At 50.1% G+C, this 24,697-nt stretch carries 23 protein-coding genes; 11 read left to right on the top strand and 12 right to left on the bottom strand.

Annotated features, from left to right (window positions below):
- Positions 1-11 precede the first annotated feature (11 nt).
- The 3 genes from LLG46_09905 to LLG46_09895 are packed head-to-tail and all read right to left on the bottom strand — an operon-like array spanning position 12 to position 3,369.
- Positions 12-569, bottom strand: a complete 558-nt coding sequence (locus tag LLG46_09905) for a GNAT family N-acetyltransferase (GenBank protein ID MCE5323613.1) — start codon at positions 567-569, stop codon at positions 12-14.
- Between the two features lie 2 nt (positions 570-571).
- Positions 572-1,795 carry a hypothetical protein gene (locus LLG46_09900; protein MCE5323612.1) on the bottom strand — a complete coding sequence of 408 codons (1,224 nt, stop codon included), beginning with the start codon at positions 1,793-1,795 and terminating at the stop codon, positions 572-574.
- Complete coding sequence (locus LLG46_09895; GenBank protein MCE5323611.1) at positions 1,792-3,369, bottom strand: hypothetical protein; 1,578 nt, start codon at positions 3,367-3,369, stop codon at positions 1,792-1,794. The genes LLG46_09900 and LLG46_09895 overlap by 4 nt, the downstream gene beginning before the upstream one ends.
- A gap of 143 nt (positions 3,370-3,512) precedes the next feature.
- Between LLG46_09895 and LLG46_09890 the strand changes: the two genes are divergently transcribed.
- Positions 3,513-4,142: a nitroreductase family protein gene (locus tag LLG46_09890; GenBank protein MCE5323610.1), complete on the top strand. Its 630-nt coding sequence runs from the start codon at positions 3,513-3,515 to the stop codon at positions 4,140-4,142.
- 245 nt (positions 4,143-4,387) lie between these two features.
- Here LLG46_09890 and LLG46_09885 read toward each other — a convergent pair whose 3' ends face one another.
- The 4 genes from LLG46_09885 to LLG46_09870 all read right to left on the bottom strand — a co-directional run bounded on the left by LLG46_09885 (position 4,388) and on the right by LLG46_09870 (position 8,065).
- Positions 4,388-6,103 (bottom strand): hypothetical protein, encoded by a 1,716-nt coding sequence (locus LLG46_09885; GenBank protein ID MCE5323609.1) that lies wholly within the window; start codon positions 6,101-6,103, stop codon positions 4,388-4,390.
- Between the two features lie 81 nt (positions 6,104-6,184).
- Positions 6,185-6,697: a prepilin-type N-terminal cleavage/methylation domain-containing protein gene (locus LLG46_09880; protein MCE5323608.1), complete on the bottom strand. Its 513-nt coding sequence runs from the start codon at positions 6,695-6,697 to the stop codon at positions 6,185-6,187.
- On the bottom strand, positions 6,697-7,155 hold the full coding sequence (locus LLG46_09875; protein MCE5323607.1) for a hypothetical protein: 459 nt from the start codon (positions 7,153-7,155) through the stop codon (positions 6,697-6,699). Before LLG46_09875 ends, LLG46_09880 begins: the two co-directional genes overlap by 1 nt.
- A 184-nt stretch (positions 7,156-7,339) precedes the next feature.
- Complete coding sequence (locus LLG46_09870) at positions 7,340-8,065, bottom strand: hypothetical protein (protein MCE5323606.1); 726 nt, start codon at positions 8,063-8,065, stop codon at positions 7,340-7,342.
- A 169-nt stretch (positions 8,066-8,234) separates the two neighbouring features.
- Between LLG46_09870 and guaB the strand changes: the two genes are divergently transcribed.
- From guaB to LLG46_09850, 4 genes are read left to right on the top strand one after another with little or no spacing between them, the layout of a single operon-like run.
- Positions 8,235-9,755, top strand: a complete 1,521-nt coding sequence (gene guaB, locus LLG46_09865) for an IMP dehydrogenase (GenBank protein ID MCE5323605.1) — start codon at positions 8,235-8,237, stop codon at positions 9,753-9,755.
- Positions 9,756-9,773: 18 nt separating this feature from the next.
- Entirely contained in the window at positions 9,774-10,760 is a 987-nt protein-coding gene (locus tag LLG46_09860; GenBank protein ID MCE5323604.1) for a glycoside hydrolase family 130 protein, read from the top strand.
- A 2-nt stretch (positions 10,761-10,762) separates the two neighbouring features.
- On the top strand, positions 10,763-11,494 hold the full coding sequence (locus LLG46_09855) for a 4Fe-4S binding protein (GenBank protein MCE5323603.1): 732 nt from the start codon (positions 10,763-10,765) through the stop codon (positions 11,492-11,494).
- Complete coding sequence (locus tag LLG46_09850) at positions 11,491-13,629, top strand: beta-galactosidase (protein MCE5323602.1); 2,139 nt, start codon at positions 11,491-11,493, stop codon at positions 13,627-13,629. The genes LLG46_09855 and LLG46_09850 overlap by 4 nt, the downstream gene beginning before the upstream one ends.
- 8 nt (positions 13,630-13,637) lie before the next feature.
- On the opposite strand, the gene LLG46_09845 is transcribed toward LLG46_09850, so the two are convergent.
- Together LLG46_09845 and LLG46_09840 are read right to left on the bottom strand one after the other, a co-directional pair.
- Positions 13,638-13,862, bottom strand: coding sequence for a hypothetical protein (locus LLG46_09845; protein ID MCE5323601.1), 225 nt, complete (start codon positions 13,860-13,862; stop codon positions 13,638-13,640).
- Positions 13,863-13,892: 30 nt separating this feature from the next.
- Positions 13,893-14,693: a M55 family metallopeptidase gene (locus LLG46_09840; GenBank protein MCE5323600.1), complete on the bottom strand. Its 801-nt coding sequence runs from the start codon at positions 14,691-14,693 to the stop codon at positions 13,893-13,895.
- Positions 14,694-14,823: 130 nt separating this feature from the next.
- Here LLG46_09840 and LLG46_09835 point away from each other — a divergent pair, with 130 nt between their 5' ends.
- From LLG46_09835 to hrcA, 3 genes are all read left to right on the top strand, one after another.
- Positions 14,824-16,380, top strand: a complete 1,557-nt coding sequence (locus LLG46_09835; GenBank protein MCE5323599.1) for a hypothetical protein — start codon at positions 14,824-14,826, stop codon at positions 16,378-16,380.
- Positions 16,381-16,504: 124 nt separating this feature from the next.
- On the top strand, positions 16,505-17,761 hold the full coding sequence (locus LLG46_09830; GenBank protein MCE5323598.1) for a sigma-70 family RNA polymerase sigma factor: 1,257 nt from the start codon (positions 16,505-16,507) through the stop codon (positions 17,759-17,761).
- Positions 17,762-17,927: 166 nt separating this feature from the next.
- Positions 17,928-18,968, top strand: coding sequence for a heat-inducible transcriptional repressor HrcA (gene hrcA, locus LLG46_09825; GenBank protein ID MCE5323597.1), 1,041 nt, complete (start codon positions 17,928-17,930; stop codon positions 18,966-18,968).
- A 3-nt stretch (positions 18,969-18,971) separates the two neighbouring features.
- Here hrcA and LLG46_09820 read toward each other — a convergent pair whose 3' ends face one another.
- From LLG46_09820 to LLG46_09810, 3 genes are all read right to left on the bottom strand, one after another.
- On the bottom strand, positions 18,972-19,760 hold the full coding sequence (locus LLG46_09820; GenBank protein ID MCE5323596.1) for a sugar phosphate isomerase/epimerase: 789 nt from the start codon (positions 19,758-19,760) through the stop codon (positions 18,972-18,974).
- Positions 19,738-20,460, bottom strand: coding sequence for a nucleotidyltransferase family protein (locus LLG46_09815; protein MCE5323595.1), 723 nt, complete (start codon positions 20,458-20,460; stop codon positions 19,738-19,740). Before LLG46_09815 ends, LLG46_09820 begins: the two co-directional genes overlap by 23 nt.
- Before the next feature lie 261 nt (positions 20,461-20,721).
- The gene (locus LLG46_09810; GenBank protein MCE5323594.1) at positions 20,722-21,087 is read right to left on the bottom strand and encodes a septum formation initiator family protein; all 366 of its coding nucleotides are present in this window, start codon (positions 21,085-21,087) and stop codon (positions 20,722-20,724) included.
- 150 nt (positions 21,088-21,237) lie between these two features.
- On the opposite strand from LLG46_09810, the gene LLG46_09805 reads away from it, so the two are divergent.
- The 3 genes from LLG46_09805 (at position 21,238) to LLG46_09795 (ending at position 24,692) form a co-directional block, all read left to right on the top strand.
- A complete protein-coding gene (locus LLG46_09805; protein MCE5323593.1) occupies positions 21,238-21,606 on the top strand; it encodes a CoA-binding protein in 369 nt (122 codons plus the stop codon).
- 349 nt (positions 21,607-21,955) lie between these two features.
- On the top strand, positions 21,956-22,612 hold the full coding sequence (locus tag LLG46_09800) for a lamin tail domain-containing protein (GenBank protein ID MCE5323592.1): 657 nt from the start codon (positions 21,956-21,958) through the stop codon (positions 22,610-22,612).
- A gap of 67 nt (positions 22,613-22,679) precedes the next feature.
- The gene (locus LLG46_09795; GenBank protein MCE5323591.1) at positions 22,680-24,692 is read left to right on the top strand and encodes a hypothetical protein; all 2,013 of its coding nucleotides are present in this window, start codon (positions 22,680-22,682) and stop codon (positions 24,690-24,692) included.
- The last annotated feature ends 5 nt before the right edge of the window (positions 24,693-24,697 follow it).

Raw genomic sequence — 24,697 nt, 5'->3', positions numbered from 1 at the left:
GGCTTATTCCTTCATCGGCAAACACTGTTGAAATATATGACGCTCAGTTCAACTCCGTGTATCTCGTCAAAATCATTGCACTCTTGGTGATTTCCATTTGTATATCCGTCAATGACTCTGCTCCAGAAAGCTTGCGCTGGAGTGTTTCCGACCATTTGAGCTACCCGCCATTTCCCGGCAAACGCATCGAAAATGCTGCATGCGACATATTTACCTACGCCTTTGCTGCGATACTTTCTGAGAATGAAAAAATCACCCATCTCATAGACAGCCTCAGCACCCAATTTTCTTGCGAGCGCGAACCCAGCGATTTTATCATCGACTTTTATTATAAAAGGGTAACCTTTCCAACCTGATGGCCAGGCATATTTAGGATCATCAGGCATTTTGGCCCAGTATTGCGGAAGGTCATCACATCCGCCGAATAACCCGTTTTCAGGACAGTCCCAGCCCATGACTTCAGAGAGATCATATATATAAAAGTGCACAAGATTGCGAATTACATCAATCCTGTCTTTGTCAGCTTTGATGATCTGAACATTCATTGCGTTGCCGGTTGTCTCCATCATTTCTAGCCTATCCTATGAAGCAGTGTGCCGCAGCTGGGCGTTATCTCACGCTTTATCAGTTCCTGCTCGATCATAGCTTCGATTATCTCGTCTGTCGCGGGCGCAGGATAGAACATGGCTTCGCGCAAACGGTAGAAATGCGTTCCCTCTCCAACAAAAGACAGATGCTCCGCTATTACTGTCTTCTCATCAACCATAAGCGCCGGCTCCAGAGTGGGCGCACTCTCAAGATACTCTTCAAATATTTCCCAATGACGGACCAACTTGGCGTATGCCGAAGACAGCAGGTACGGGTCTTTATAGCGATCCATCATACCGAGCACAAAGTCAGCCTGGCAAAACCGCTTTTCAAGCATAGCGTTTATTATATTAAGGTCCAAGCGCTTTGCACCCAGTGCAGCCAGTTCGGCTTTGCACTCGTCCAGCATTTCATTGATCAGGTCGACAGCCGTTATGGGCTTTCCATGCCAGCTAAAAGTCGCCTGCAGTCCATACTTCGCCGCCGCCCAACGGTTTGTAAGACACTCTCGATAGTCTTCAGCAGTCATTTTGCAGCCGTTATCGATTTTGGTCCCTTGATAGTGCACATATGCCGCTATGAATGTAGCAAACTCGGCAAGGAGTCTGCGTGATGAAGCACAGTCGGTAATTCTGACTTCCAGAGTCGGCACACCATACACTTTTGGAGCGGCATCGGTGCCCCACTCGGGTTGGGCAAATTGAGGATCGCGCAGAGTGCCGGGCCTGGTGCAGCCATGAGCAATGTGGCGCACACGATAGCTCTTAAACTCACCCCTTCGCCCCTCCGCTACGGGGGAATTTGCGGCAAGAGCCGCGAATGCCGGAGAATATCTCATCAACTGACTTTCCATGCGTATTCCGGCGGACTCATCATGTATTGTGCCCACATGTATATGTGACGAGTTGAACATCGGCGCGATCGGGTGTGCGCCTGCCGGAAACAGATCCAGATCATATTCATGAAGCATCTGCACCGCTCGGTCGGTTACCAGTTTTATCCGATTCCAGAACTGGTCGAACGATGAGTTTATACCCATGGCAAACTCGAGTGTATTCCAGTCTACTTGCACGGGCAGATCGAGTTCAGCTTTCAGTTCACCCGCAAAACCAAGCAGTATTTCAAAATTATCTATCCAGCGATCCAATCGGTCGACAACCATTATCTCCCAGTCGGTGCTGTATGTCCTTGGCTCAAATATGTTCATGACTGCCTCCTGCCTGCAATATCGGCGACTGATACATCGAAACTGTCATTCATATCCGCATCGATAAAATCGGCAGATGCGAAATATATCGTACCTATACCGGTTACGACTATCTTTTCAAGCTCAACCTCGCGTCTTTCTTTTCCTATGGTGAATGTCGCAGTATTTTTTGAGGGCGAACTCAGGCGAGCGATGACACCACAGTGCAGACCACTGCTGTTTTTGATACGACTTGCGACCCAAGCGCCCTGGCCACTGGCTCCACAGCACTCTCCGACTGTTATACCAAGTGTTTTGCCTAAGCTGCTCTCAGGCTTGATGAGGCAGGATGGCCAGTTTGGCTCCAGCGTAATTGTGTGAGATTTGAGCCATGTGAGCAGATATGGCAGTGAGTGCTCATCAAACAGATACATCGTATATTCACGTCTTGCCGGATGCTCCACAACAGCCCAACCGCTGCTCATCCGCCAACTGCGAGCGTGAAATGCTTCGCTGGTCTGCGCGCAGCGGATTACAGCAAGTCTCCCGTTATCTGCACAAAGCACGCGGCTTCCTGTGTGCTCGTTCTTCTCAGCAATCCAACCACCATGGAATGCGAGCGAAAGCGAACTCAGGTTATCCGACGGCTCCTTTGGAGCCTCCGGCTTATCCTTCTTATCATCTTTTTTCTGAGCAGGCAGCATATGGTAATCGCGCCGCCAACTGATCAAAGGCATTGCGTCATACAGGGTGCAGTTGAGAGTAGTCCTCAGTCCCATCCCATCGTCGAGCATGCCTTCAAGGACAAGGTTCGTCGCCCCGCCTTCGTGCCTTGCTCCCGAAGAGGTCATTGCGACATCATCCATTTGCTTCCACCACTCAAAGCACTTACGCAGCCTGTCGGAGTGTCCGGCAAGCTCCAACTGTGCCTGTATCAGGTCTTCGGGGGCACGGAAATGGTCGATTCCACGTCCTTTTTCACGCAGCGCCATGATTCCTGCGGCTCTGGACTTTGTTGTAATATCCACTGAAAACCAGTCGTTTTCGACACGATATACCTCACCTTGAGGCTGCAGCAGCTTCTTGCAGAAAGGCTCGCCTACAGGAAGCACACTGGAACACACTTTGATCTTGTCGCAGGTAACCTCAAAATCAACAGGCAGTTTTGGCCTAGACTCATAAAATCTACTCGTCTCTACCTCATAGCAAAAACTATCCCCATCTTTTTCCAGCTTGGCTGTTATCTGGTGACCATTCGCATGAATTGTGCAATCAGGAACCTTGTCGTCTTTCCACCAGCGAAGTTCTATTCTTATCTTCTCCGGCAGTTCACCATAGGACACATCAGGTGACAAAACTAAAGGATACAACCATCTGGATGACTCAGATGGAGTAAGGATGATGCTGTCGCCTGGGTGGCCGAGTTCGCGCCGGTCGGCAACAAACCGCTTGATCTTCAGTGTCTGATCCTTGAGCCATTCCGGAATACATGCTCGACTCGGCATGACGGATGCCGGTTTGAACGAAATTTCCAAAAGATCCGGATCGTTCTCACTTACGACAATGTCTACGATCTTGCCCAAGAGGGAATGCACGATTTTTCTCCTTTACATAAAGCAAAGTAACACCATCTCTATATAGTCTGCCGGCAGACGTTTTGTTCGCAAATTCTAATTATTTTTTCTTGGCAAATATGGGTATATGGAAAAAACTATATGGTTGCTCGAAGGAGGGCAAGATGGAACTTAGGGATGTGATAGCAAGAAGAGCCAGCGTGAGGCAGTTTGCCGGCGATGCTGTGCCCGAGAATGATCTGAAGGAAATGGTAAGGCTTGCTGGGCTTGCTCCCAGTGTGAACAACTCTCAGCCCTGGAAGTTTATTGCGATAACAAATCGCGACCTGCTGGGCAAGATGGCCGATTCGGTCCGTAAAGCGATTGAACAATGCCTCCCCATCTGTGGCGATGAGAACGAAAAGCAAGCGAGAAAACAGGTGGAATGGTTCTCGACATTTTTTGAAAATGCACCAGCAGTCATTGTTGTTGCTCAGTGTCCATACGAGGCGATTGTGGATTCAGCTCTGCAGCATTCGGGTATGTCGCACAATGATGTCAACGCTCTTCGAGGACACCCCGATATTGAGAGCATAGGAGCAGCTATTGAGAATATGCTGCTGGCGGCTGTGGATATGGGTTATGGCGGGTGCTGGCTCAGTGGTCCATTGATCGCTCGTCAATCTATTGAAAAGTGTATTGGTATTGGTGATCCATGGCAGCTTGCGGCAATGGTGGCTCTTGGAAAACCGGCACAAGATGTTGCTCAGCGTGAAAAAAAGGCTATTGATGATATATTCAAGCTAATCGCCTAAAAAATACTAAATATAAAATCCAAAATACTAAATGTAATGCCCTCGACCGGGGGGGCTGGGGTCCCGGCCGAGGGACAGTTAAGTCCGGCACGCAATTGCGCCGGACTCAAGGGGAGAGTGCTGTAGTGCGTCCATGCGGCAGCATCACCTCCCCTTGCACCCCTCCCAATCGAGAGGGGAAACCAGGTTCGGTGGCCAGATAACGCGGAACTCTTCACCCACGTTCCGCACTCAGCATCTCACGGTTATTTGATTTCTTGCCAGCTTTCTATTGAAATACTGGCAATCCAGATAGGGTCCTTTCCCGGTACCCCCGCCGGGAGATAATTTGCCAATTCAGGCACTTGATACAATCTTGGCACGTTACTCATCGAGAAGAAGCTGGTGACCATAGTCCCGGCAATCTCGTTCTGCTTGCTCGATATGATCTGATGCTGTGCATACATGGCTATTGCCATGGTAAGCTGTGCATCACCACTGCCGGTTGCCAGTTCAACTTTGTCTCCGCAGCACAGCCCAAGCACATCGCTCTTTGGAAAATTGGTCTTTGGCAGCAGATTACAGTGAATGTACGAGCTGCCCGGACTGACCAGTAGACCGCTGCCGGAATAGACAATGGTTGACTTGCTCGGTCCGAAAGTAATATCCCCGGTCACATACACAATCCCGCTGATTGTCATGTTGCCGGCTGAATCAATTGAAAGAGAACCGTTTGTGCCAGTAATAGACTTGACTGTCCCCTTGGTTATGTTTAGGTCGCCTGAATATACTGTGGCATTGGCGTACAGATATGCAAGGTAGGTTGAGTATGTTGTGCTATCGCTGGTATACGAGCCGCGGTCTATAATCGGCAGGCTCACAACTCCGTCGCCGAGGTCGTATCCGTGAGCGTAGCCATTATCAGAATACACGTTCGCAGAACCTGCATTGCCGCCAAAACCATCGCTTACGTATACACCATCAACAGTTTCTTTATTTGTATCTCCGGTTGCATTCGGCTCACCGACGGTAGCCGATCCAGATATATTGACAGTGCCATGCTTGACCCTGAGTTTTGCTTCGAGAGTATCGACCATCTCTCCGCCATATGCTTCTTGTTCCAACGTCGGAACCAGGCTTTTGAGAGTTGTCGGCATGGAAGAATAGTTGTTGCCGATATTTGCATTACCTGAAATCTCGCTCGCCATGTCTGTAACAGTCAGAGCCGGGTCCCTGATACCATTTCCATTATCATCATAAAAAGGCTCGAGTCCATCTCGATGCCCATCTCCATCAGTATCGGTGTAAGGTTCACCTAGATCGTATTGACCATTGTGATTGGAATCGGTGTAGGTCTCACCGCTGTCCCAATGACCATCACCGTCGACATCAGTGAAGTCCTCACCGTCTCCTAGCAGATGCACGGAACCATGTATGGCGACGTTGCCATTGATGCTCTTGCCGGACTGCCCAACACCACCGAATATGGCATTGTTCCAAACGTTGACATTTTCGCGGTTGAAACTGACCACTACTTTTATCTTTTTTGTGACTGAGGCTCCGGCTTGGGTCGCTGTTCCTTGTGAAATAATAACTATCTTTCCCTCGGTTATTCCGCTGCCATCATATGCGTATACCTTATAGCTGCCGCCATCTTCCAGCGTTTCTGTGTGTTGGTCTCGCCATTCGCCTCTCTCTTCTCCGTTGGGCCCGCCTTCCATCAGGAAGTCGATTGCTCGATCAATTCCGGCCTCGGCACATGAAAGAGCACGAGTTCTTATAACATCCCTCTTTGCGCTGAGCAGAGATGACGATGTGATCGACATAAACGACACTGCCAAGGCGAAAACAATACTTATGGTAAAAAGACCAATTATCATTCCGCTGCCCTTGTGTGGCCTGATTTTTGTATGCATCATCATCGTCCCTGTCTTCCTAAGTAAATCACGGTTGGTCGCTTGCATACCACTATAGTTTTTCACATCACTAAAACCACATACAATCGTGCAATTTACTAAGTCAGATTTCCGCAGGAAATGTGACTCTTTCTGACCGTAAATTGCTTAGTCGCGATAGTTGCGCAGGCTTATCTTTCCCCTGACAGATAGAGGTGTGCCTGTTTCGTCCGAGTTCTGGCTTGAAAGCGTAACGGAGACAGCGCCGCCTGTAGTAGTGCCGAAGTCGGCAACCACACCACGTCCCAATATACTTACGCTTCCTCCTACATTCCTTACCAGATTGCCGTCTGACATGTAATAGCTTCTCGTAACGGAACCCGCCGTGCTCAAATCGTAGATACTCTCGCTACCCTCAGTAATGGTATTTGGAAAAGTAACCGTTAGCACATTGTTTGATACACCGGCTGAGCGGCCGTCTCGAATCTCCATGCTCAGTTTTTGCATTGCTATAGTTACGTCGCTTACGGCGTTATCCTTACTGACTCCCGATCTCCACCCCCGAACCGAGCCTATCAACGTTGCAGTAAGCCCTGCACCTACCATCGAAAGTAGGCCAATTGTAATCATGACCTCCAGAAGAGTCATGCCTTTGTTGTTATGAAAGTGACGGGTATTCATCAGCTCACCGCCCTGGCTCTCTTGTCGGCAATTAGAGAAGTCAACTGAATACTGCATTGTCTATTTGAATTGTTCATCCAGGTTATGGTAATCCGCACCTTTTTCACGCCGGAAGGCACCTTGGTAATCTCCAAGATGCCTGTCCCAGATGTGATCTGCGAAGCAATATTATCAACCGATGTGAATGTAAACGTATTTGGTGATTCACTGCTGTTGGAATCTATTACACTGTTGATAGCAAGGAGCGGCTGTGTCAGCGATGCATATCCCATAGAGCGCAGCTGCTCCATCTTACGCTGAGCTATTGCCGTGGCCAGCTTATATTCTTTAGCCTGTCGTGAAGCCGAGATTGCTGTAGGAAACGCAGCCGAAAAAATCGCTCCAGCAGTGGCAAGAAGAAATAAAGTTATAATTAAGTCTATGAGGCCAACGCCTCTTTGGTGCCTTTTTGCAACCATGGCTCACCTCAAATATAGTTGTGGGCATGTATATTATTCCGTTTCAGGGGATTAATACGCCTGTAAGAAATACCAGGTATGGTGGAAGCCAACTAAAAATTCGACCTTTAGCTTATATCGGAGATGTGTGTCGTGAATATACGCTGTCCAGAGTGGGAAATGCAACTTGCATAGCGTAAATTGCTTAGCTTTCTTGGTCGGCCGCACGTAATATGTTCGAGCAGGCGGACCTGAATTCTTTACCTACTTCGAGCATTAGTTCTTTTGCGGCAGCACGGCGCGATACGGAGGCCATCGGGCAATTTGTCTGCACAACTGGAAACTCGCAGACTTTGGCGAAGCGGATGATGTCCTGTTCCTTTATATAGGCCAGGGGTCTGATTACGGCAAACCTGCCGCCAAAATAGTCTCGTCGCATTGCCATAGTTTCAAGGCGACCGTGCAGGAAGAGATTCATAAGCGCGGTATGAGCAAAATCTTCCAGGTTATGGCCGAGCGCGACTTTGTTGCAGTCATACTTTTCGGCCATCTCAAATAAGGTCCGGCGGCGATTGCGGCCGCACCTCTCGCAGTTCATTGGCAGTGGTTCGTCATTTGGTAGAATAATATCTTCGATGTGATATGGCGCACCCTCTGCTTCCAGCCAGTCTATGAATGAGCGGGGCACATCTATATCGCTTCCGCGCGCATCTCCACGAATATGAGCTGCTACCAGGTCATATTTGGCCGGCGAATATTTCTGCCGATATATGAGAAGGCGTAATAGTGACATAGAGTCTTTGCCGCCAGAGACGCCGACCAGGACGCGGTCGCCATCTTCGATCATATTGTGTTCTCGCACAGCCTTGTCCACGCTCTTGCTCAGGAAAAAAGCATGGCGGACGGCCTCATTTCGCCATTTCTTGCCCATATGAGTAGAATAGCAGGATACTCAGCGGCGTGCAACTCATAGTCTGTAACCGGCAGCACACAATTTTTCCCTTCTCTGAGGGAACATTTTGCGGTATAATACGCGTCAATAGGTAAAATATGAGCAGAGGTGACAAATGGCGGCAGACAAGAAAACAATGGGCGCTGAAATGGCTGAGCAGGATGGCCGCTCGGCAAGTGAACTATTTGGCTCGGGCAAGGGTCTGACCTATGATGATTTCATCGTTCTTCCGGGCTATATCGACTTTCAGGCAAGTGAGGTTGACCTGGAGACAAATGTAACCCGCAATATCAAGATAAAGAGGCCGCTGGTTAGCTCCCCGATGGACACTGTCACCGAATGGAAGATGGCTGCTTACCTGGCTCTGCTCGGCGGCATCGGGATTATACATTATAACAATACCATTGACGCTCAGGTCGAGCATGTGCGCAAGGTCAAGCGGTTTGAAAACGGTTTTATTATTGACCCGGTGGTCCTCAGTCCGCGCAACAGTGTCAAGGATGTAGACACAATCAAGGCAGAGCATGGCTTTTCGGGAATCCCGATTACCCAGGACGGCACTCTCAACTCGAAGCTCGTGGGAATCGTCACCAATCGCGACATCGACTTTGAAAAAGACCGCTCCAAGCCTCTGTCTGAGGTCATGACCACCGAACTGGTGACAGCCAGAGAAGGCGTCACTCTACACGAGGCCAACCAGATCTTGAAACAGAGCAAAAAAGGCAAGCTGCCTGTTGTAGACGATCAATACCGGTTGGTGGCGCTGCTTTCGCGCACAGACCTGCTGAAAAACAAAGACTATCCGTTTGCTTCCAAGAACGTCGGCAAGCAGCTTCTGGTCGGAGCGGCTGTGTCGACACGACCGGAAGACCGGGAAAGAGTGGAGGCACTCGCCGAAGCTGGTGTCGATATTCTGCTGATCGATTCTGCGCAGGGCTTCTCGGTCTTCCAGATAGACATGCTCAAGTTTATCAAAGACCACTTCCCACAGATAGACATTATCGCAGGCAATGTCGTCACTATGGAACAGGCATGCGCTTTGATTGAGGCCGGAGCGGACGGACTGCGCGTCGGGATGGGTCCCGGATCGATCTGCATAACTCAGACTATGATGGCCGTGGGCAGACCGCAGGCCTCGGCTGTATATCACACCGCCAGGTTCGCCAAAGAGCATGGGGTTGCAGTCATCGCGGATGGAGGAATTCAGGGGATCGGCCATATTGCCAAGGCTCTTTCGGTTGGCGCTGGAGCAGTTATGGCAGGATATCTATTGGCCGGAACAGCCGAAGCTCCAGGCGACTATTTCTATGAAAACGGCATGCGTGTGAAACGCTATAGAGGCATGGCCAGCGTTGAGGCAATGGGCGCAGGTGGCGGCAAGAGGTATTTGAGCGAAGACAACAATAAAGTCCTCGTCCCACAGGGAGTAAGCGGAACAGTGCTTGACCGAGGTTCACTGGTCGACTATGTGCCGTATCTTATGAAAGGCCTTCAGCAGAGCTTCCAGGATATGGGACATTGCAGTGTTGAATCGATGCGCGAGGCGCTGTATTCGGGCAAGCTGAGATTCGAGCATAGGACCGCAGCAGCTCAGGCAGAGGGGACAGTGCATAGTCTGCATTCATACAACCCGCCGAAATTCGGTCGGATCAGAGTAGACAGTTTTTAGTCAGAGGTAGTTTAGTAGATGAGTAATTCGACCATTATCGGCACGCCACTGCCGAATATTCCCTGGCAGGATAAGCCGAAGGGATGCAGGGATGTTGTCTGGCGATACAGCAATAACCCAGTGATCCGGCGAGACGCAATTCCCGGATCAAACAGTATCTTCAACAGCGCGGTGGTGCCTTTTAGCGGCAAGTTCGTCGGTGTGTTCAGATGTGACGACACCCATCGTGAAAGCCAACTGCATGTCGGCTGGAGCGCGGATGGCATAAACTGGGACCTGGAGCCGGAAAGGATTCACTTCCAATGTGATGATCCCGAGATTGCCCAGTGGCACGGCGGCTATGACCCGCGGGTCGTCTGGATAGATGACAGGTTCTATGTGACCTGGTGCAACCAGTATCATGGTCCCACTATAGGTGTTGCCTATACGCATGACTTCAAGACATTTACTCAGCTTGAAAATGCGTTTATTCCATATAACCGCAACGGAGTGCTATTCCCGCGCAAGATCAATGGCAATTTCGCGATCCTCAGCCGCCCGAGTGATACCGGGCATACTCCATTCGGGGACATATTTTACTCCGAAACCCCTGATATGACCTATTGGGGTCGGCACCGTCATGTAATGCGTCCGAATGTGCAGTGGCAGAGCACAAAGATAGGCGCAGGACCGATACCCATCGAGACTAACGAAGGCTGGCTGCTCATATTCCATGGTGTGCTCACGTCTTGTAATGGTATGGTCTATCAGGCGGGCGCTGCACTGCTTGATCTGGATGAACCCTGGAAAGTCATCTATAAAGGGGCACGGTTTATTATGGCTCCCAGAGAGCTATATGAATGTGTGGGCGACGTGCCCAATGTAGTCTTTCCATGCGCTGCTCTGACCGATCCCGCTACAGGCCGCATTGCAGTCTACTACGGCGCGGCTGATACAGTGACCGGACTGGCATTCTGCAATGTAGATGAGCTTATAGAGTTCATTAAGGAAGACTCGAGGGTCTAGAATTGTCAAACACAGTATTGGCTGATCTGATCAGAGAGAAGTTGACAAGCGCAGGAGCAAGCGTTGTTGGCTTTGCCGATATCAGTGTTCTGGAGCCCGACGCTCGGTACAGTCTGCCCGTAGGTATATGCATCGGGGTTGCGCTTGATCCGGGTATAGTCACCCGCATACAAAATGGTCCCACCAGAGAGTATGGAGCCGAATACGATAAAACAAATGCATTCTTGGACAAGCTCGGCAGTTTGTGTGCGCAAATATTACGCTCATATGACAGCAAATCCATTGTTATAACCTCAGAAAATGCTCGCTTTGATAAATCGACACTAAGCGCTGCACTTCCAAATAAAACCGTAGCAACCCGTGCAGGTATAGGCTGGATCGGTAAATGCGCACTGCTTGTAACTAAGGAATTCGGTTCTGCCGTAAGGCTTAAAACTGTTCTGACAGATGCTGATCTACCTGCAGGAAACCCAATCGATGAATCCCGCTGTGGCTCATGCAGGGCATGCGTGGACGTATGTCCCGGTCGAGCCCTTACCGGAAAGAACTGGAGCGCAGGCGCAGCCCGCAGCGACATCTATGATGCGTTCGCCTGTTATAAAGCAGCAAAGTCGTTGTCTGATGCACAAGGCATAACTCACTCTATATGTGGAATGTGCATAAACGCATGTCCCTGGACTAAAAAATACCTTTCACGCAGCAAGTGGAGCTCCATACACAGGAGGGTCAGATGAAGTTTGTCGGCAGTATATTCTTCGCGGTCGTGTTATCTCTCGTTATTGTGAGTTCGGCTGTGGCCGGTCTGACTGCCCAAGTAAAGCAGACAAGTGCGGGTCCGAAGCTGTATATCAACGGCAAGCCGACCGCCCCAGCCATGTTTTATGTCAATTATGATACATCCGACAACCTCAGGGACCTCCAGTATTCCGAGATCGAATCTGCCGCTAAAAATGGTGTTGTCATCGTATCGTTCCCCGTGCCGAGGTACTGGATACAGCGTGATGACAAGATAGACTTCAGCGAAACCGACAAGAAAGTCGAAGAGACTATCAAGCACAGTCCAAATGCCTATTTGCTCTTACGGCTGGGTGTATCGCGACCTCCACAGTGGTGGTGTGATGAAAACCCTGAAGAAGCGATGCTCTATAACAACGGTGAGCAGAATATGCCTAGCATCTTTTCGGAAAAGTGGAAAGTCGATGCCGCAAAAACCGTTAAGCTGATGGTCGAACATCTGGAAAGCAAGTATGGGGACCATATTATTGGCTATCATCCCGTTGGAATGAACACCGGTGAGTGGTTCTCATACGGTCTTTGGACCGGCAAGCTCGGTGGTTTTGAAAAACCTGCTGTGGCCGGATTCAGAGCCTATCTGAAACAGAAATACGGCACAGACCAGGCACTGCAAAAAGCATGGAACAACCCGACAGTCACACTGGGCACGGCCTCGGTGGCGACGTTTGACGAAAGGACTCATTTGCTCTCAGGTGCGTTCAGAAATCCTGAGACCGAACGCTGCGTTATCGACTACGCTGCCTTTGAAAACGACACATATGCGGATGTGGCTTTATATATGTGCCAGGCTGCAAAAGAAGCTGCTCCGAATAAAATCACCGCTCTTTTCTATGGCTATCATTACGAGCTTGCTGCAGTACCGCATGGCCTGGCATCCAGCGGACATTTGGGCCTTGACAGACTGCTTCGCTCCCCATATGTGGATATAATTAGCTCCCCGGTCAGCTATTTTGACAGGGACGCAGGCGGCGGCGGGTATTTTATGAGTGCGATCGATTCCATTCAGCTCGCCGGAAAGCTGTGGCTGGTCGAAGACGACACTCGGACTTACCTCGCCCCGGAAGTGCAGGACAACCTTCCTCGGCTGAAGACTGCCCAGGAAACATACGGCGTCCTGACGAGAAATTTTGCACATGTCCTCACCCATGGTTGCGCATTGTGGTGGATGGACCTGTATGGTAACGGCAGGTTCCAGGGTGACGAGATATGGCAGACTCTCGGTAAACTTTCGGCAACCTATCAGGCAGCCATTCCCAGTTTCAAGCGATATAGCCCTGAGATAGCAATAATCATCGATCAGCGCAGTCAATACTATGCTGATCCAGTTCCTCCGGTTAACCGGACGCTTCTGGCAGCTTTCAGACAGCAGTTCTACCGTATTGGTGCCCCTGTAGGATTATATCTGCTCGACGATCTCACCGCCGGGAAAGTCCCTCCAGCAAAGATGTATATATTCCTGGACACATTCCGTCTGGACGATTCCCAGCTAAAGGCCATCAAGAAGTATACGAGTACTAAGGGTTGTGTAAATCTATGGATGTACTGCCCTGGTGTGATAGATAACGACAAAATGTTGCCCGACCGAGTGCAGGATGTCGTCGGCATCAAGCTAAAAAAACTGCAGAAGTGCAGTGGCGCTATATCTTACAACTCAGGCAAGTTTACTGCATGCGATGGGTTTATCTCCGGATCATACGCAGTCATTGATCCGAGTGCAAAAACGATAGCAAAATATGCGGAAAGCGCGGATGTGGCGGTCGCATCTAAAGACATGGGCGGCTATACAAACGTATACTGCGGCGTCACTGCGCTCCCATCATATCTGCTCAGGCAATTCGCTGTGATGGCCGGTGTGCACGTTTACAGTGATCAGAGCGATGTAGTCATGGCAGGCAACGGTTTTGTCGCTCTTGCTGCGTCGAGCAATGGAGTCAAAAAGCTGAGTATGCCTTTCGAATGCAGCCTGCAAGATGTGCTCACTTCAGAAAAATATGGCCCGGCAAAACAGTTCTCATTTGAGATGGCGCTGGGAGACGCGAGAATATGGAGAGTCACATTTCCGGAATCTAAATAACGGCTGCTTCACGCTTTTTGCCAGCGCGAGAACTCGCCACTATCGACTTCGACAAATGGATTGCCCTTAGTCTTATCGACACGCTCAACGTGGGCTATTCCTTCACTGACGCCTAAGAATATAAATATCTCACCCTTGGGTGATCGCACCCTGTCATTGCGTTTGATCCCGTAGATATCCGGACCTGTGTTTGCGATTATTTCTCTTCTTATGACTGCGGTCGGTTTGTTCAATATGTATGCCTCCTAAATCAGAATAATAACTTACCCGCCAACGACCTTGTTCCATGCATCCAGAAGGTCCCTACCCGAATAGATAACTGACTGCGGATCAACCTTGCGCACCCCTTCGCGCTCGCGGATGGGTTCAACAAGATCATTTCTAAAGTAGCGGATATGGACCTCTACGGGTCCCTCGATCTTGACCGGCTGAACAGACTTGAGCTTTCCCATCGCAAGTCCGGCTTTTTCTTTAATCAAATCTCGAACTTTCGCGGGCGGCAGGAGTTTTGCGCAGTGGCGGCTGATACCTTCTTTGACGACGGCGCATTCAATCTCCGGGCTGATAGAAGCAGCTTCACGGCAGGCCTTGTCATCACCGCTCACCATCACAAACGGCACACCATACATCCCGGCTGCAGCGGCGAACAGACCAATCTCACCTGTCGGCACTCCGTTTATGCGCATCTCGACCCAGGACATAGACGACATTGTATGCTCGAGGATGGCTCCCGGTGTTCCTGCCATCGCATGAGCACCGACAAAGAAGAGACCGTCGAAACTGTCATCCATACCCTGCGGGAATTGTGTGTATGGCGCGCCCTGGATATATTGCGCACCTGGGTGGAGTTCATCATATAAAAAGTTACAAGCGCCGTTGCCGCCATGACCATCGAGCACGAGCACTTCCGTCGCTCCACCTGCTATAGCGCCTTCGACGGCGGCGTTTACGTCCATAGTCAGCCAATGCCTGGCCTGCGGATATCCGGGCTGATCTGAAAATACATGGCTGCGGTTGATAACTCCGCCTGCTCCTTCCATGTCGGTCATTATATAAACCTTCATGTGCTTCTCCCCAAAAGGAATCTGAGTATGTTCTTTTACACTCAACATTTGATAGAATGGACTATCATACTATTGTTAGACCGCGCAGTCGGCAATGCCTTCATTGCAAAAGCGATTTCTGGAGGAAGTCTTGACGAACGATATATCACCGCGCATTGTAAACCCAATTTTCTTTATTCGAGGCCTTGAGCCTCGTGAGCCTATTGACCTGGTAGAGCCCGTGGCAAAAGCTATAGAGCTTACGAGCAAGCTAAATCTACCCACCACATTCCTGGTGCAGTATGATGCACTCATAGACAGTAACTTTACGGATTTGCTCAATAATCTGGACTCGCGATATGAGGTTGGCCTCTGGCTGGAGATGGTACAGCCGTTGATTGAGAAAGCCGAGATAAAGTGGCGCGGCAGATGGGCATGGGATTGGCAGTCGCAAGTGAGTATGATGGTCGGCTACAGCCCGGCTGAGCGTGAAAAGATAATAGACGTTTTTATTGAAGACTTCAGGCAAATCTTCGGATATTACCCGAAGTCTGTTGGATCATGGGTTTTGGATTCTCATACGCTCGGTTACTTGGCGGATAAATATGATATCACAGCCGCCTGCAACTGCAAGGACCAGTGCGGGACAGACGGCTACACGCTCTGGGGAGGCTATTGGAACCAGGGCTATTATCCCAGCAGGGCCAATGCTATAGTCCCAGCCCAGGATGAATCGCATCAGATACCCGTCCCGGTCTTCAGGATGCTGGGCAGCGACCCCATCTATCAATATGACTACAGCCTCGGCGAGGAGAGGCAGGGCGTGGTGACTCTGGAGCCTGTCTATTCTGGCGGCGGTGGATGCAAAGAATGGGTCGACTGGTTCATTGACGTCAATTTTAAATCCCCATGCCTTGCATTTGGGTATGCCCAAGTGGGTCAGGAGAACTCCTTCGGCTGGCCGAGTATGCAAAAAGGAATTATCTATCAACTTGAGGAGCTTGCAAAACTGCGGGATGAAGGAGTTGTGCGGATAGAGAAACTAGTCGACTCGGGTGAGTGGTTCAAGTCCAAGTTTGATCTCACTCCGACGACGGCTGTCACAGCTTTATCTGATTGGCAGAGCGAGGGTCGTAAGAGCGTGTGGTATGACAGTCGATATTACCGCACAAACCTTTTCTGGGAAGATGGTAAGCTGAGGATTCGCGATATTCACCTCTTTGATCAGCGCTACCCGGAGAGGTATCTGAACGATACCTGCAAGAGCGAAGCATGCACATATGACGCGCTGCCTGTTATGGACGGCTACAACTGGAGCACTAAAGATCAGCTTGCAGGAATCAGGCTTGTCAAGCTGGTCAACGGCAAGTATAACCCGATTGCCGGGTCAGACCCAAGAGTCAGTGAGTCATCAGATACGGACCTGCATATTTCATGGCCGCTGGTTGATTGCGGTAACTTTGAAATCCTCTGTAAGCCTGATTGTCTGGAGATTGAGAATAAGGGATGCGATTGGGCGCTGGAGATGAGTTGGAGCGCTGACAAGTCGATTGATCTAGTCGATGTGACAGCCGATTCTCTGGCCTACAGGCATGAAGGATTTGATTATATAGTCCGGTGTTCATCAGGACACTTTGAGAGACGGCAGGGTGAATCTGTCCTTATGCTGCCGGAAGATGGGCGCATTGTCTTGAATTTCGGAGAATAATCTTCTCAGTAACCATTTCTTTTGCCACCTGAGCATACCAGGTGGCATTTTTGTTTTTAAAGATATCATCGTTTAACTGGGTCTTATAATATGGAGGGCCTTCCAAAACATAACAGGAGTGGACATGGACGAACTGAAGTCGCTGGTAGATAGGGCGAGGAATGGTGACCTGGATGCATTCGGCATAATAGTTGGACGTTTTCAAGATATGGCGCTTGCGTATGCATATTCAGTGATGGGTGATTTTCATCTTGCTGAGGATGCTGCACAGGAAGCGTTTATTCAGGCATATCGTGACCTGGATGCGCTTCGAGATCCTGATGCGTTTCCCGGTTGGTTCAGAAAGATCATCTTCAAGCACTGCGACCGCATCAAGCGCAAAAGACACTTCCAGACCGTGTCTCTGGAATCCGTGAACGAGGTTGCTTCCGGTGACCCGGACCCGGCAGCACTTGCCGAAGCTCATGAGATGCGTGAGATGGTGCTAAAAGCTATCTCGTCCCTGCCGGAGAGTGAGCGGACAGTGACCACCCTGTTCTATATCAACGGTTACAGCCAGAAAGACGTAGCCGAGTTCCTTGAAGTGCCGGTATCGACAGTCAACAACCGCCTGCACTCTTCACGGACCCGGCTCAAAGAGAGGATGGTCCAAATGGTAAACGATGAACTCAAGACCCATGCCCTGCCGAAGGATTTCCCAGAGCGTATTCGTAAGCTTCTGGAATTGCCGCGGCCACTAGAAATAGAGGGGCACCCCGTTCGCGAGTTATGGCAAGCATTTCGTTCATGCTTTACTGATTTTGAAGAAGTAGAGCTTGACGAGATATGCGAGCGCAAAACTTCAATGCTTGAACCCGACGTCGAACAAAGGGTAACTTATGTTATTGATGAACACAGAATGCTGCGGCCGGAACTGACCTCGCAGATGGTAAACCACTGGATGCACAACGGTGGAGGGCAATGCAAACTAATTACTGTGGGACGGGTTTTTCGGGCTGGTCACACAGAGTCGGAGACGATACTCGAAGTACATCACCAGGCAGAGGTTTTATGGGTTGCGAAGGGTCTTGATATGAAAGACCTCGATGAGATTATATTTCGCACGGCAACTGAGGTCATCCCCGGTGTAGATGTCAGATCGGGTTCTGAAGAGCTTTACCCGTTCGTGAAAGAGGAGCGACACTATGAGGCACTTTGGCGAGAACGCTGGACAAACATAGCAGCGGGAGGAATCGCGCAAGATGAATGGCTCATCAAAGCCGGGCTTGACCCATCACGCTTCGGCGCAATCAGTTTTGCTTTCGGCCTAGACCGCTGCGCGCTGGTCAGAATGGACTTGGATGACATCCGCAAGCTCTGGCGTCCGCCTTATGTAAACTGATCTCAATAATGCATATACTCACTAAGAAAGATGAGGTGTTTGATCAAACGATAAGAGTATGGTAACAAGTTCATAGATGATGATAGGCTGGTGGCGGTATTGACACCTTCTCGTTTGAGTGATAATATCCACTTAGGTGCGGTTGTGGCCGCAAACGGTGTTTGTTATGAGAAGTTTTCCGATTACCCCTCTCGACTTTCGTAAACAGGTCATACTCAAGGCAGTGGTCACGGATTATGTCCGCACTGTCGAGCCTGTGGGTTCGCATCAACTTGCCCAGCGTTATGAGTTCGGGGTCAAATCCGCCACCATCCGCAGTGAGCTTGCCGAATTGGCTGAGCTTGGTTACCTTCATCAACCGCACACATCCGCCGGACGCATTCCCTCAGACCTCGGCTACAGATTTTTTGTCGACCGGCTCATGGGTCAGCTGCATATGAACTCTCAAACAGCAGCCAGAGCGAAAGAAAGAATGGAGTCACGACGGACGGAGGTCGATATCATAATCGAGCAGAGCTGCCGGATTCTCTCGGACCTTGCGCACTATACGTCCGTAGCCACACATCCGGTTGTGCGCGACGCGACTATAAGCCATGTGAGTGTCGCAGATATCGGCCATGGCAAGATGCTTGCTGTGATCGTGCTCGATAATGGGAAAGTGCTTCATGAACTGATCGATTCTGACAGGTGCGACAACATTAAGGCGACCAATTTCTTATCGCAAAGGCTTGCCGGTCATGCATTGGATGATGTGACGTCCAAGGCTATGGAACCGGTGGATGAGGATGCCGGCATGACTAAGCTGCTGGGAAGAGTGCTGCAGTTTCTCAAACAGGAGATCGAGCCGTCTGAGGAAGTGGATGTACATCTGGAGGGTGCCAGTTATTTTATAGCACAGCCTGAGTTCAAGGATGCCGAGAGGCTTGAGGCAGTGCTTTCGGTTCTCGAAAAGAAGAGTGCTCTCTACAAATTGTTCTCAGCCGTTTATCTTGACCAGGAAGTCTGTGTAATCATCGGCTCGGAAAATCCGCTTGATGAGATGCGTGACTGCAGCTTTGTTGGGGCGACCTACAGCATAGGCGGGCGAACTGCGGGCACTATTGGTGTGCTCGGCCCAACCCGCATGGATTACCCGCGTGCGATAAGCGCAGTGGAGTTTATGGCTCACAACGTTGGAGAGATGCTTACTGCACTGAGTGTTGCCTAGCCCTCACTTTTCACCTGCTTGTGTATGCTCCCACAAGTATTTCAGCTTATCGCGGCTCATCACCAGGTAATCGTCATCATCACCAAAGACCTCAATGGTGATCGTGTCGTCATAGTTAGCATTCTTCAGAGCACGCACAACTCGCAGCCAGTTTATGTTTCCAACTCCAAGCGGCAGGTGCATATCGTCGTTGCCGCCACGGTTGTCGTGAACATGGACATGTGCCAGCCTCTCGCTGAAATGGGCGATAAGCTCCTCGCTGTAGTTGCGCGGAGTATCCAGATTGGCATGGCCGACATCAAGAAGCAGCTCAATTTCGGGCACGGCTTCAAATATGGGCTTGAGCTGCGATACACGGCTGAAGTGAGGCATATTCTCTACCATCAGTCGTATTCCGATCTCACTGCCGCAATTGACCAGTTCCGCCAGAACCTCAATATTCTGGGCAATCACCCAGTCCTCTTCATGAAGCGGAATCCTGGTATATGGATGCACGTTCATCTTCTCTGCGCCCAGGTCCCTAAAGACCTTCATGCACCTCTCAAGCTCTTTTATTGCCACCTTTCTGATTTCGGGAAATGGCGAAGCGACAGGCAGATACCAGGCCGTATGCCCGACAATACCCAGCCCAACTCTGGAAAGAGCCCTGGTGACTTTTTTGACATTGATTGTCGCCGAATAAGTCTCCTCGGGTTCCAGAGTAAGGTCGATGAAGTCGAAGCCGAGGTCGGCCATAAGGATAATCTCCTCGGTTATATCGACCATCGGGTTATTCATCCCGCCAAAGCGCATATTTATCCTTCCTGTAGTGTATCCACGGGTCTAGCAGGTGTTCGCGCTCGACTCCAGACGGAGGATTTGCAGTATACCGCCTGCGTCTTTCCGCGATTTCCTTCCTGATCCGCCCAGGCACGCATTTCACAGATTCCGGGTGCTGCCAGTCGAATACGTCTATCAAGCCCGCCAGCAGCAGCCAGTGCTCGTCGAGCAGCTCAAGGAGCCTGTCCCAGTCCAGATTGCCGCACTGAGCCTTGAAAACGCGCATTACATCCGGCCAGTCGCACCGATGCCGGTTTATTACAAATGTCTTGATCCATACGATCTCTTCCAACGGAATAAACCTGACATCCATCCCCAGGAACCGGCCTATCGGCGCTCTGTCAAACCAGTCTCTGGATATATAGTTTTCAAGGTTGGCAAAGCGCCATATCACATCCACGATCACCGAATCGCAGCTTGTATGATAAATCCAATTCTTATCCCCTTCCGCCTGTTCGCCTATGTCGACAAAACCCGCCTTATCCAGCACTCGTGCCGCATCCGCCACGTCGTCCTTGACCATATACACGTCTATGTCATGAGTATCGCGCCACCAGTTGGTGTAATGGTAGATCGCAAATGCGCCGCCGAGCATATAGTCTATGCCGGACTCATTCAGCGCCTGCAGCGCCTTAACATACATTTCTCGAAAGTGGTTCTCTGAGTTGTCCATATCTCAAAAAAGTTACCCCGCCGTCGGCTCAAGCCAATCTTGTTTTTAGCGAGAGGAATTCGAGCGCTCAAACAGGCAATGATTGTACGTCTGCTTGAACCGATACTGGTTGGATGAGGGTATACTTGAGTCTACTGATGTATAGGTGTGTATTCTGAGCGTCTGGTAATCCATCTCTGGCTGGTGCCGGATTTGGTTGTGCTTATCACTCCAGTGGCATAATGGGTGATAGCTATATCCGAGTGCGGTGACTGAAATCGGCTACTTGCGCTGATCCTTGCTGTTTGAGTCAGGCAGAACGAGCGTGATCTCCCCAGGTTTTACCCATCCAAGTTTGCGGGCAGCCTGTGCTGAGCCTTCGGCTGTCTTGAGATATTTGATCTGCCGTTCCAGAGCAGCGTTTTCTTTACGCAGAGCATCAAGCTGGAGTGCAATCTGTTTTGTTTCGCGGTATTCCCGGCTGTAGAGTCTGAAGGGCCTTGTAACCTTACCGACAACGAACAATACAAGTGCGACGATCACGCTTACTTTGACCAACGGCCAGACGATCTTTCTCCAAACGGAGCGCTTCGGCCTCCGCCTGCGGGGTGGAACACGTTCGGGTTTTGGTCTTGCCGAATATTGCACGCCCAACTCGCTGACCTCCTTTGTCAAACATCTGTAAGACTGATCCTTGTGTCGATCATAATACCCCTTCATAAAGCGGCTGTCAATCGAACATCCGATCCATTTTCAGAAATTTATCATCACGGTATAATAGATCGGCCAGGAGGTCAAATGATGAAATATAATGTTGCAGTCCTTGGCGCTTCAGCAAAACCCGAGCGCTATTCATATAAAGCCGTTAAGCTATTAGCCGATCACGGTTATGCTGTCTTTCCGGTTCACCCGTCAGGCAGGCCAATAGATGGATTGAGATGCTTTCCCAGGCTCGACGCAATTGAAGAAAAACTTGACACTATAACAATCTACCTCGGGCAAAACAATTCCACACCCCTCATAGAAGAGATAATTAAAGCCCATCCCCGCCGCGTGATACTAAACCCCGGAGCAGAAAACGACACACTGGCGAGCCGATGCAAAGAATCCGGTATTGAGGTCCAGCAGGCATGCACTTTAGTTTTACTCAGCACAGGTCAATTCTAGTCCAAAATCCGGTGTTTCACATGTAATGTGCGCATTTAATTGGAACACAGTAGTCAGTTAATCATATTTGACGGTTGTGTTGTCAAATAGTCCCTCAGGCTCAAAACCACTTCTCATAGCATAGCAGCAGCAAGGTTGACAAGGGCACTATATGTTCCGACCTATTCGAGTTTTCTGCACAATAGATCACACAGTCAACAGCTCACTACAATTGACTGAATGCAAATATCTTCCAAGATCAAAAATTCCAAAAAGTTATTTTGAAATTAGTATCACTGTAAGATGCCGGCAAGCTGGCGTGTGTAACATATCCTCGACGCTGTAATAAGCTACACACAGGAGGAAAAGGATGAAAAGAGCATTTGCAGTAATTATGGTTTTGCTTGGATTTGCAGCTTCAGCAAACGCCCAGGGAATTCAGATTACGGAGTGGATGTATTCTGGAAACGGCTGTGAGTTCGTCGAGTTCACCAACATGAGCACATCAGCCATCGACATGACCGACTGGTCATACAGTGATTCTGACGCAGCCCCATTCGACTTGATGTTCGGCAGCATTTTCGGAGTTGTCAATGCGGGCGAGTCAGTGATCCTCACCGACATCGATGCGAGCACATTCAGAACGCAGTGGGGGCTTGCAGCTTCTGTCAAAGTTTATGGGCCCAATTCCAACTCGAACCTCGGACGCTCCGATGCAATCAATATCTACGATGCATCGGGCAGCCTGGTCGACTCACTGACTTACGATGATCAGCCCGGTAAAGGACCCAGAACACAGTGCAAGAGCTGCACCATGCCGTCAAGCGACCTCGGCCTGACAAGTGCAAGTTTGTCATGGACTCTTGCAAGCGTGGGCGATGCCTACGGCTCCTGGGCGAGCACAGCGAGTGATCTGGGTAACCCAGGCACTTACTATGGCGCTCCAGTCCCAGAGCCCGCAAGTCTGCTTGCAATTCTGACCGGTCTAACCGGAATATGTGGATTTACTTCCAGACGCAGAAAATAATATTCCGGTGCTATTTAGCCGCACGTTTTCTCCTTTGCGTGCGGCTACTTTTTATTGGAGGATAAACATGATAAATCGCATTGTTGCTTTTGGCATTATACTGGCCTCGTTGATGATTCCAACCTTGGGGCAAGCCGATACACTGGCCCTTTGGGACTTCAACGACGGCAACACTACGGTCGACACCGGCTCCGGCACTATGTCTTTTATCGGCGGGACGCAGTATGGATTTGAAAATGATCCCGGCAAGGTCGATCCGAACGACCCGGGCTACTACTCGCTTGAAGTCAGCACATGGCCTGCACAGACTGCGGCGAATAAGACCGCTGGGATGCAGTTTAATGTATCGACCGCCGGGCAGAGCAATATTCGTGTCAAATTCGATCTCCGCCACAACATCAAGAACGGCGAAACCAGCCCAAATACCGTGCTCTTTCAATACACTACCGATGGCAGCACCTGGATTGATGGTCCCACCTGGATCGATTCCGGCGATCAATGGTATTTGAACCGCGAAGTCGATCTTTCGAGCATGCCGGGTGTATCGGATAACGCTAGTTTTAAGTTTCGTATTGTAGCTGCCTGGCAGCCCGGTGCAGGTCAATATATGCCATGTGACGGCTCCGTCTACGCTGCTTCGAGAAAATGGCGTCTCGACCTGATCAAGGTCTATAACGATCCCGTGGTTGCCGAGGATAAGACAATTGCGCTGTGGGATTTTAACGACCAGCGTGATCTGAATGCCGATTATGGCGACGGAATTTCACAGGCATATCTTATCGGTGGTGTCGTACTGGATGGTGACGGCTATTCCGATGATTTTTTCCATGACGAGGAGCCCTGGGACTTCTCCAGCAGCAGCGATCCATCTTTGAAAGGCAAGGGTCTCGACACATCAGGCTATCCCACTCAGGGAGTCGACAATCTTCAAGCAGGAATCGAGTATCGCGTTTCGACTGCAGACTGCTCTGGCATCAAGGTCAGTTTCGATGTCAAGCACAAAATGCAGTCTGCAAAGAACATACGCTTGCTCTATACGACCAATATAAACGCCAGTCCGGTGGTTTGGGTTTCTGCAGACCCTCTGTTTTCGCATGAGATCAGCGATCCAATCTCCACGGCATGGTGGTTCAACAATAATACGGTCGACCTCACTGGTGCGGTGGGAGTCGACAATAATCCAAATTTTGCTTTCAAAATTGTGACCGCTTTCGACCCTTACGGCTCGGATTATGCGGCAAGTGGAATCGGACAAACATACGATGAAGACCCTTACTACAATAAGCTCCGTTTCGACATGATAAGAGTTAAGGCTGAAAATGCGCCGACTCAGCATGACCAGACAAGCATTGTTGAGACTAAGCAGAGTGCCGAATGGCGTAAAGTTGCCATCGAAGACGGGATCGTTACAAGGATCCATCCCGATTATTTCTGGGTCCAGGGTGAGCAGGGCTTTTCCGGGATCAAGGTATACGCGCCGCAGCACGGCATCAGCGAAGGCTGGCATGTGAACATTTCAGGCGTTACCCGCACGAGCAGAGACACCGAGAAATATATATACTCGGATTCGGTCAGCCAAAGCACGTTTGATACCACATTTCTGAATCCTGTTTTTATGACTAACAAGAACGTCGGCGGGAGAGACTGGTTTTACAGTGACATCGATAACTCAGGTCAATGCGGTGTGCCCGATGGAGTCGGTCTCAACAACGTCGGCACATATGTGAAGGTGGCTGGGACGGTCACAGCCGTCATGCACGAGAAGGACGACCCCGACAATTTGGAGTTTATCTACATCGACGACGGGTCACACCTTGTTGACGGCACGCTATTGATATACAAGACAATCGGCGAACAGACCTATCCGACAAGGTATGAGGGTTTGGACGATGAAGATCCTGCTCTGGCCTCTCCTGTTACGGGATTGCGAGTAGCGCTAACCAAGAACTTCACTCAGAGCCTGGTCCAGGTAGGCGACTATGTCACAATTGAAGGCATTTCTTCGATCGACCGCATCGGCAGCTATACCGATCAGATCTGCCGTGCAATTCGCAGGCCTGTTGTCAGTGTTGTGGATTAATTGCC

It is taken from the genome of bacterium (genome assembly GCA_021371935.1).
In the GTDB taxonomy this organism is placed as follows: Bacteria; Armatimonadota; UBA5829; order UBA5829; family UBA5829; genus UBA5829.
This window is presented reverse-complemented; position numbering and strand designations above follow the sequence as displayed.

Coding starts and splice junctions, on each gene's coding strand:
- LLG46_09905 (MCE5323613.1), bottom strand. CDS start 569: ATGATGGAGACAACCGGCAACGCAATGAATGTTCAGATCATCAAAGCT.
- LLG46_09900 (MCE5323612.1), bottom strand. CDS start 1,795: ATGAACATATTTGAGCCAAGGACATACAGCACCGACTGGGAGATAATG.
- LLG46_09890 (MCE5323610.1), top strand. CDS start 3,513: ATGGAACTTAGGGATGTGATAGCAAGAAGAGCCAGCGTGAGGCAGTTT.
- LLG46_09880 (MCE5323608.1), bottom strand. CDS start 6,697: ATGAATACCCGTCACTTTCATAACAACAAAGGCATGACTCTTCTGGAG.
- LLG46_09875 (MCE5323607.1), bottom strand. CDS start 7,155: ATGGTTGCAAAAAGGCACCAAAGAGGCGTTGGCCTCATAGACTTAATT.
- LLG46_09870 (MCE5323606.1), bottom strand. CDS start 8,065: ATGGGCAAGAAATGGCGAAATGAGGCCGTCCGCCATGCTTTTTTCCTG.
- guaB (MCE5323605.1), top strand. CDS start 8,235: ATGGCTGAGCAGGATGGCCGCTCGGCAAGTGAACTATTTGGCTCGGGC.
- LLG46_09860 (MCE5323604.1), top strand. CDS start 9,774: ATGAGTAATTCGACCATTATCGGCACGCCACTGCCGAATATTCCCTGG.
- LLG46_09850 (MCE5323602.1), top strand. CDS start 11,491: ATGAAGTTTGTCGGCAGTATATTCTTCGCGGTCGTGTTATCTCTCGTT.
- LLG46_09840 (MCE5323600.1), bottom strand. CDS start 14,693: ATGAAGGTTTATATAATGACCGACATGGAAGGAGCAGGCGGAGTTATC.
- LLG46_09830 (MCE5323598.1), top strand. CDS start 16,505: ATGGACGAACTGAAGTCGCTGGTAGATAGGGCGAGGAATGGTGACCTG.
- hrcA (MCE5323597.1), top strand. CDS start 17,928: ATGAGAAGTTTTCCGATTACCCCTCTCGACTTTCGTAAACAGGTCATA.
- LLG46_09820 (MCE5323596.1), bottom strand. CDS start 19,760: ATGCGCTTTGGCGGGATGAATAACCCGATGGTCGATATAACCGAGGAG.
- LLG46_09815 (MCE5323595.1), bottom strand. CDS start 20,460: ATGGACAACTCAGAGAACCACTTTCGAGAAATGTATGTTAAGGCGCTG.
- LLG46_09805 (MCE5323593.1), top strand. CDS start 21,238: ATGATGAAATATAATGTTGCAGTCCTTGGCGCTTCAGCAAAACCCGAG.
- LLG46_09800 (MCE5323592.1), top strand. CDS start 21,956: ATGAAAAGAGCATTTGCAGTAATTATGGTTTTGCTTGGATTTGCAGCT.
- LLG46_09795 (MCE5323591.1), top strand. CDS start 22,680: ATGATAAATCGCATTGTTGCTTTTGGCATTATACTGGCCTCGTTGATG.